Source organism: Promicromonospora kroppenstedtii DSM 19349, from assembly GCF_000515355.1.
GTDB lineage: Bacteria > Actinomycetota > Actinomycetes > Actinomycetales > Cellulomonadaceae > Promicromonospora > Promicromonospora kroppenstedtii.
The window spans coordinates 14,962-22,135 of the sequence record NZ_KI911761.1 but is presented as its reverse complement, the minus strand read 5'-3'; the positions used below and the strand labels follow the sequence as shown (position 1 = coordinate 22,135).

General features: G+C 72.0%; 8 protein-coding genes. 4 read left to right on the top strand and 4 right to left on the bottom strand.

Annotation, left to right across the window (positions count from 1 at the left end):
* The first annotated feature begins 160 nt into the window (after positions 1-160).
* From PROKR_RS28655 to PROKR_RS28645, 3 genes are read left to right on the top strand one after another with little or no spacing between them, the layout of a single operon-like run.
* Entirely contained in the window at positions 161-1,000 is an 840-nt protein-coding gene (locus tag PROKR_RS28655) for a DUF4097 family beta strand repeat-containing protein (RefSeq protein ID WP_036970861.1), read from the top strand.
* A 52-nt stretch (positions 1,001-1,052) separates the two neighbouring features.
* Positions 1,053-1,874 carry an ABC transporter ATP-binding protein gene (locus tag PROKR_RS28650; RefSeq protein ID WP_036970859.1) on the top strand — a complete coding sequence of 274 codons (822 nt, stop codon included), beginning with the start codon at positions 1,053-1,055 and terminating at the stop codon, positions 1,872-1,874.
* Positions 1,871-2,635: an ABC transporter permease gene (locus PROKR_RS28645; protein ID WP_020014845.1), complete on the top strand. Its 765-nt coding sequence runs from the start codon at positions 1,871-1,873 to the stop codon at positions 2,633-2,635. Before PROKR_RS28650 ends, PROKR_RS28645 begins: the two co-directional genes overlap by 4 nt.
* 76 nt (positions 2,636-2,711) lie before the next feature.
* Here the strand turns inward: PROKR_RS28645 and PROKR_RS28640 are convergent, their stop codons facing one another.
* On the bottom strand, positions 2,712-3,431 hold the full coding sequence (locus tag PROKR_RS28640) for an ABC transporter permease (protein ID WP_036970856.1): 720 nt from the start codon (positions 3,429-3,431) through the stop codon (positions 2,712-2,714).
* A gap of 31 nt (positions 3,432-3,462) precedes the next feature.
* Positions 3,463-4,371 (bottom strand): ABC transporter ATP-binding protein, encoded by a 909-nt coding sequence (locus PROKR_RS28635; RefSeq protein ID WP_036970854.1) that lies wholly within the window; start codon positions 4,369-4,371, stop codon positions 3,463-3,465.
* A gap of 163 nt (positions 4,372-4,534) precedes the next feature.
* Between PROKR_RS28635 and PROKR_RS28630 the strand changes: the two genes are divergently transcribed.
* Positions 4,535-5,722 (top strand): sensor histidine kinase, encoded by a 1,188-nt coding sequence (locus PROKR_RS28630; protein WP_245606010.1) that lies wholly within the window; start codon positions 4,535-4,537, stop codon positions 5,720-5,722.
* On the opposite strand, the gene PROKR_RS36570 is transcribed toward PROKR_RS28630, so the two are convergent.
* Both PROKR_RS36570 and PROKR_RS36565 read right to left on the bottom strand, forming a co-directional pair.
* Complete coding sequence (locus PROKR_RS36570) at positions 5,682-6,842, bottom strand: SGNH/GDSL hydrolase family protein (protein WP_036970851.1); 1,161 nt, start codon at positions 6,840-6,842, stop codon at positions 5,682-5,684. The genes PROKR_RS28630 and PROKR_RS36570 overlap by 41 nt on opposite strands.
* A gap of 1 nt (position 6,843) precedes the next feature.
* The coding region (locus PROKR_RS36565) for a TetR-like C-terminal domain-containing protein (RefSeq protein ID WP_036970849.1) at positions 6,844-7,174 on the bottom strand (331 nt) is incomplete at its 5' end.

Below are 7,174 nucleotides of genomic sequence, written 5' to 3'. Positions count from 1 at the left end.
TCCCGCCGCGCCGCCCGGCACCGAGCAGCGCGCCAACAGCCGCGTGACCGGCTGGGTGCGCTGACCGCTCGCCGCGGCACCACCCGACGGGGTACCTGACACCACGTCGACACCACACCCACCTTCTCTCCCGCCGTACCCACCACCTTGGAGCCTTGCCATGCCCACTTTCCCCGCCCCCCACCCCGTCCCCGTGGTCGTGGACGTGCCGTTCGGCAACCTGCACGTGGTCGCCGCCGAGCGGGACGACGTCGTCGTCACCGTCCTGCCCACCGACAAGAAGTCCGGCAGCGTGCGCGCGGCCGAGGAGATCCGCGTCGAGCGCGACGGCGACGCGGTCACCATCACCTACCCGAACTCGTGGAAGCAGTACGTGCTGCCGTTCGCGGCCGGCACCGCCGACATCACTATCGAGGTGCCCACCGGCTCCGAGCTGCGCGGCAAGACCGGCTCGCTGTACGCCGAGGGCTTCCTCGGCGCCGTCGACATGACGCTCTCGGCCGGCAACGCCAGCGTCGAGGACGCCGGCCGGATCGCCCTGAAGGCGTCCGCTGGGTCCGTCACCGTCCGCCGCGCCGACGGCCCCACCGACATCAAGGTGAGCGCCGGCTCGGTGCGCGTCGACGAGGTCGCCGGGGACACCACGATCCGCGCGAGCAACGGGACCACCACCGTCGGCTCCGTGACCGGCACCCTCCACGTGCAGGGCGCCCACGCCGAGATCCTGGTCAGCCAGGTGCGCGGCACCGTCACCGTGAAGTCGGCGCACGCCGGCATCCGGGTCAACAACCTGGAGTCCGGCAGCGCCACGCTCACCACCTCCTACGGCTCGATCGAGGTGGGCGTGCCCGAGGGGGTGGCCGCCTACCTCGACGTCGCCTCCGAGCACGGCAGCGTCCGCAACCACCTGACCCCCACCGAGGGACCGGTCGAGAACGAGTCGACGGCCGAGGTCCACGCCAGCACCGGCTACGGCGACATCATCGTCCGCCGCCCGTGATCCCAGAGCACCAGATCCCAGAGCACCAGACCCCAGAGAAGGAGAGCTGGACATGACCACCGAACAGGCCCCCGCCATCCACGTGCAGGGCATCGAGAAGTCGTTCAAGGACCTGCACGTGCTGCGCGGCGTCGACTTCGACGTGACGCCCGGCACCATCTTCGCCCTGCTCGGCTCCAACGGCGCCGGCAAGACGACGCTCGTGCGGATCCTCTCCACGCTGCTCAGGGCCGACGCTGGCACCGCGACGGTGCACGGCTACGACGTCGCCGCCAGGCCGGGCGACGTGCGCGAGTCGATCAGCCTGACCGGGCAGTTCGCCGCCGTCGACGAGATCCTCACGGGCCGGGAGAACCTCGTGCTCGTGGCGAGGCTGCGGCACCTGCCCGACCCCGGCGCCGTCGCCGACGACCTGCTGGCGCGGTTCTCGCTCACCGACGCGGGCGGCCGCCGGGCCGGCACCTACTCGGGCGGCATGCGGCGCCGGCTGGACATCGCGATGAGCCTGATCGGCAACCCGCCGATCATCTTCCTCGACGAGCCCACCACCGGGCTGGACCCGCAGGCCCGCATCGAGGTCTGGCAGACCGTCAAGCAGCTCGCGCAGGGCGGCACCACGGTGCTGCTCACCACGCAGTACCTCGACGAGGCCGAGCAGCTCGCCGACCGGATCGCGATCCTGCACAAGGGCACCATCATCCAGAACGGCACCCTGGCCGAGCTCAAGGCGCTGCTGCCGCCCGCCAAGGTCGAGTACGTGGAGAAGCAGCCCTCCCTCGAGGACGTGTTCCTCACCCTGGTCGGCGAGCCCGACCCCGCCGAGCAGACCACCGAGACCAGCGCCGCCGCCGCGGCAGGAAAGGAATCACGATGACCTCCCACGTGCTGAGCGACACCGGTGTGCTCACCGGCCGCTCGCTGCGCCACATCCTGCGCAGCCCCGACACCATCATCACCACGGCCGTGACCCCGATCGCGCTGATGCTGCTGTTCGTCTACGTGCTCGGCGGCGCGATCAACACGGGCACCGGCGAGTCGTACGTCAACTACATGCTGCCGGGCATCCTGCTGATCACCATCGCGTCCGGCATCGCCTACACGGCCTACCGGCTGTTCCTGGACATGCAGGGCGGCATCTTCGAGCGCTTCCAGTCCATGCCGATCGCCCGGTCGAGCGTGCTGTGGGGACACGTGCTCACGTCGCTCGTGGCCAACCTGATCTCGGTCGCGATCGTCATCGGCGTCGCGCTCCTGATGGGCTTCCGCACCGGGGCCTCGCTGCTGGACTGGCTCGCCGTGGCCGGCATCCTGGTCCTGTTCACCCTCGCCCTGACCTGGCTCGCCGTGATAGCCGGGCTCTCCGCCAAGACGGTCGACGGCGCCAGCGCGTTCAGCTACCCGCTGATCTTCCTGCCGTTCATCAGCTCGGCCTTCGTGCCCACCTCGACGATGCCCGGCCCGGTCGCCTGGTTCGCGGAGAACCAGCCCGTGACCTCGATCGTCAACACCATCCGGGCGCTGTTCGCCCAGCAGCCCGTCGGCACCGACATCTGGGTGGCGCTGGCCTGGCTGGTGGGCGTGCTCGTGATCGCCTACGTCTTCGCGATCGCGAGCTACCGCCGCAAGGTGAGCTGACCCGCCACGCAGACCGACCCGCCGTCCGCTCCCGCAAGAGGGGCGGACGGCGGGGCGGTCTGCTGTCCGTCCGGCATCAGTGCCGCGGCTCCCAGCGGAACATGCGCAGGGCGAGCGCGACGGCCACGACGACCCAGGCGAGCGTCGGAGCGAGCAGGACCAGCGAGTCGCCGAGCGGGGCGCCGCCGTTCCAGGCGTTGACGATCAGCTCGGTGGCGGCGCCGCCGGGCAGCAGCCGCTTGAGCAGCGTGAGGTCCTGGGTGCCGGTGATGCCGACCCAGCTCGTCACGGCGACGACGCCCAGGCTCAGCGGCAGCGAGGTGACCTGCGCGTGCTCGGGGGAGTTGGTGATCCCCGCCGTCGCGAGTCCCAGGGCGAGCATCATCACGAACGTCGCGACGACGCCGAGTACCAGGAGCGGGACGTCGGCCGGACCGTCGCTCAGGACGGCGAACACACCGAGGATCACGCCCACCTGGACCGCGGAGATGACCGTGACCGGCAGCACCAGGCCGGTCAGGATGGACGCGTCGCTCGCCGCGGTGGAGCGCAGCCGCTTGAGGAAGAGGTCCTGGCGGCGGGCCGCCAGCGTGGTCACCGTGGTCGCGTAGAGGCTGAACGCCGCGATCGTGAAGACGATCACCGCCCCGACGTAGCCGAGGCTGCCGATCTGTCCGAACGTCTCCCGGAACCGGATGAAGAAGGCGGCCGCCGCCACCGGCATGATGAGGCTGGTGATCAGCACGGCCCGGTTGCGGAAGATCTGGGTCAGCTCGCTGCGTGCGATGGAGAACATGGCGCGGGTATCCGTTTCTGCGGTTCGGTGGTCAGGCGGCGGGCGCGGCCGGGACGGGCTCGGCGTCGATGGCGCGGAAGACGTCGTCGAGCCGGGTGGGCGCCGCCGACAGGCCGAGCAGCTCGACCTCGTGCGCGTGGGCCCAGTCGAGGAGCTGCTTGAGGTCGGACTGCAGCTCGAACGTCTCGATGAGGTACGACCCGTCCGGACCCGGCCCGGCCTGCACCAGTGGCGCGGGCGCCCCCGGCGGCAGCGAGAACTGGATGGCCGCCGGCAGGGTGCGGGTCAGCTCGGCGACCGTGCCCTCGTGGCGGAACGTGCCGCGGTGCATCAGGCCGATGCGGTCGGCGCGCTGCTGCGCCTCCTCCAGGTAGTGGGTGGTCAGCACGACGGTCGAGCCGTCGTGGCGCAGCTGCTCGACGGCGTCCCACAGCGCGTCGCGGGACTGGATGTCCAGCCCGGTGGTGGGCTCGTCCAGGAAGATCAGCTCGGGGCGCCCGTACACGGCCGTGGCGAAGTCCAGCCGCCGCTTCTCGCCGCCCGAGAGCTGGGAGACCCGCGTGTCGGCCTTGCCGGTCAGGTCGACGACGCCCAGCACCCGCCGCTCCGAGTCGGTGCGCCCGCTCAGCCGGCCGATCAGCCGGATCGACTCGGCGACGGTGAGATCGGGGGAGAAGCCGCTCTCCTGCAGCATGATCCCCATGCGGGGCCGCACCGCGCGGCGGTCGCCCGGGCTCTTGCCCAGCACACGGACCGTGCCTGACGACGCCTTGCGGTGCCCCTCGACGACCTCCAGGGTCGAGGTCTTGCCCGCGCCGTTGGTGCCCAGCAGCGCGTACAGCTCGCCCTGCTCCACCTGGAACGAGAGGTTCTTGACGGCGTGGAAGTCACCGTAGGTGATGTTCAGCCGGTCGATGTCGATGGCGGGGGTTGTCGTCATGCCCCCAGCACACCCGCTGCGGCCTGCCGCGAACAGTGTGCTGGCGTCAGGTCTCGGGCGTGACATCCGTGGGCCGAACGTGTGACACGGCGTCACTGCTGCGCCGGTCGACGGCGAGACCATACTGGGAGGGCCCTTGCCGATCGACGAGACGACCCACCACATGACCGCTGGATCTGCTCGCCCGGTGCTCCGCCGGTTCCCGGCCGCCCCGTGGTCGCCCGACTCGACGCAGGTCTCGCGCCGGCGGTTCCGCGCGCTCAACCTGTCGATGATGCTGCCCCTGCTGGTCGCCGTCGGCGTCCTCCTGCTCGTGCGTCAGGCGCAGACCGTGCTCGACGTCGTCGTCCTGGGGCTGGGCATGGTGGCGGTCGTCGTGGCCTTCGAGCGCTGGACGGTCGGGCAGATCAACCGGGTCGCGCTGCCCTGCCTCCTCGTGGCCGGGGCCGTGTGGCCCTACGGCGTGCTGGTGATCGGCGGCGACCCGCAGGCGGCGTACTACGCGCTCGCGGTCGTCTCCGGCCTGAGCGTGGCGCAGCTCCCGCGGCACCGGGCCGCCGCCGCGGTCGGGATCGCCGCGTACGTCGCCGTCGTCGGCGCGGTGGGCCTGGTCCGCCATGCCGACCCCGGCGTGTCCGAGCTGCTCGCGAGCGTCGTCATCCCGACCGGCGTCACCGCGGTGCTGATCGGCCTGATGTTCCCCAACAAGGGGTTCTACGACGTGATGGCCGAGCTGGAGGAGGCCCGCGAGCGCGACGCCGAGCTCGCGGTCATGCGCGAGCGGATGCGGTTCGCGAGCGACCTGCACGACATCCAGGGCCACACCCTGCACGTGGTCAAGCTGAAGATCGCGCTGGCGCAGAAGCTGGTGCACACCGACACCGCGCGCGTGGAGCAGGAGCTGAGCGAGATGTACGCCCTGGTGGGGGACACGATCGCGCAGACCAAGGAGCTCGCGTACGGGCAGCGCCGGCTCAACCTGTCCGCCGAGCTGGAGAACGCGCGCAACCTCATGGAGGCGGCCGGCATGCGCGTGCGCGTGGACCGGCGCTCCGAGGCCGGCGCCGGGGCGATCGACCTGCTGGCCCAGGTGCTGCGCGAGACGACCACGAACATCCTGCGGCACTCGCGGGCCACGCTGGTGCGCATCGAGCTCACCGGGCACGGCATCACGGTGGTGAACGACGGTGTCGCGGACGACACGCTGCCGGAGCTGCGCGGGCTCGCCACCCTCGCGCGCCGGGTGGCGGACGAGGGCGGCGAGCTCTCCGTGCGCGTCGAGGACGGGCGGTTCGTGACGGCGGCCGAGTTCACCGCGCCGTCGGCTGCCCGAACGGACCCGCCGGCGTGAAGGCGTGCGCCGCGAACCGCTCGCCGATGATCTGGTGCGTGGCGGTGTCGGGGTGCAGCCCGTCGGGCAGGGGGTGGGCCACGGCGTCGTCCGCACCGTACAGCGTGGTGCCGTCCAGGTAGTGCAGGTTCGGGTCGGCGCGGTGCTCCACGACGGAGGCGAGCGCGTCGCGGATGACCCGCAGCGTGAGCTTGCCCTGCGCCTGCTCCTCGCTGCGGCCGGTCGCGACGAAGCGCACCTGGTCGGTGCCCAGCGTCTCGGGGTCGACGGCGCCGGGGCCGGGCGTGTCCTCGTGGATGCCGCAGTAGATGGCCGAGACCAGCAGCAGGGGCGTGGTCGGGTGCCCCTCGCGGATCGTGTCGAGGAACCCGTGCACGGCCGGCACGAAGGTGCGCAGCCGCATCCCGTCGAGGTTCACGACGTTGATGCCGAGCTTGACGCTGATCAGGTCGGCCGGCGCGTCCCGCATGGTACGGGCGACGAACGGGTCGAGCAGCGCGTTGCCCCCGAGGCCGAGGTTGCGCAGGCTGACGTCGCCCAGGCGGGCGGCGACCGCGGGCCAGATCTGGGTGGGCGTGCTCGCGTTGGAGCCGTGACTGATCGAGCTGCCGTGGTGCAGCCACACGCGGCGGTCGTCCTGCGGGACCGGTGCCACGGGGGCGTCGGTGCGCAGCTCGATCAGCTCGACGGACTCGTTGTGCGGCAGCCAGAGCTCGACGCGCTTGTCGCCGTCGGGCAGGCTGTCGAAGGTCGTGGTGTGCGAGAGGCCCGGCCGGAACTCGGTGGCGCCGGTCCGCAGGTCGGACTCGATGACGTCGCCGCCGGCGAGCGGGCTGCTCGCCACGACGGCGCCGTCGACCACCAGGTCGACGCTGCCGCGCGGGCGGTCAGCGCCGCGGTAGGCGAGCCGCGACGGGTGGGTCACGAGCGCGACGGTGCGCGCCGTCGTCGTGAACACGACGCGGACGCCGGAGGGCTGGCCCTCCATCATGAGCAGGTGCGGGTCGGGGAACTGGGTACGCGCCCACTGCGGCAGGCGGTGCGGGCGCAGGCCCCGGTCCGTGGTCTCGACCTCGGCGGCCCCGTGCACGAGGGGCGGGGTGATCGGCGTGCTGAGCATTTCAGGTCCTTGGTGAAGGGGTGGTGGGCTGGTCCGGGACGGCGGGCCAGGCGCGCAGGAGGGTGTCGAGGGCGACGACGGTGCGGTCCCAGGAGGTCTCCGGGCTCGGTTCGGAGTGGTCGAAGCTGCCGATGCGCTCCAGGGCGAGGAAGCCGTTGACGGTGCTGCCGAGCAGGCGGGTGACGTGCACGCGCTCGCCCGGCGGGATGTCGTAGCCGCGCAGGACGGCGTCGGTGAGGGCGACGATCGACAGCGCGGCGTCGGAGGCGACGACGCTGGGGCCGGCCCGGCGCTGGAGTGCCTGCCAGCGGCCCGGGGCCTCGCGGGCGAAC

Bases quoted from the DNA above. Each gene is read 5' to 3' on its own strand.
- PROKR_RS36570 (WP_036970851.1), bottom strand. From the start codon at position 6,842: ATGCTCAGCACGCCGATCACCCCGCCCCTCGTGCACGGGGCCGCCGAG.
- PROKR_RS28630 (WP_245606010.1), top strand. From the start codon at position 4,535: ATGACCGCTGGATCTGCTCGCCCGGTGCTCCGCCGGTTCCCGGCCGCC.
- PROKR_RS28635 (WP_036970854.1), bottom strand. From the start codon at position 4,371: ATGACGACAACCCCCGCCATCGACATCGACCGGCTGAACATCACCTAC.
- PROKR_RS28650 (WP_036970859.1), top strand. From the start codon at position 1,053: ATGACCACCGAACAGGCCCCCGCCATCCACGTGCAGGGCATCGAGAAG.
- PROKR_RS28655 (WP_036970861.1), top strand. From the start codon at position 161: ATGCCCACTTTCCCCGCCCCCCACCCCGTCCCCGTGGTCGTGGACGTG.
- PROKR_RS28645 (WP_020014845.1), top strand. From the start codon at position 1,871: ATGACCTCCCACGTGCTGAGCGACACCGGTGTGCTCACCGGCCGCTCG.
- PROKR_RS28640 (WP_036970856.1), bottom strand. From the start codon at position 3,431: ATGTTCTCCATCGCACGCAGCGAGCTGACCCAGATCTTCCGCAACCGG.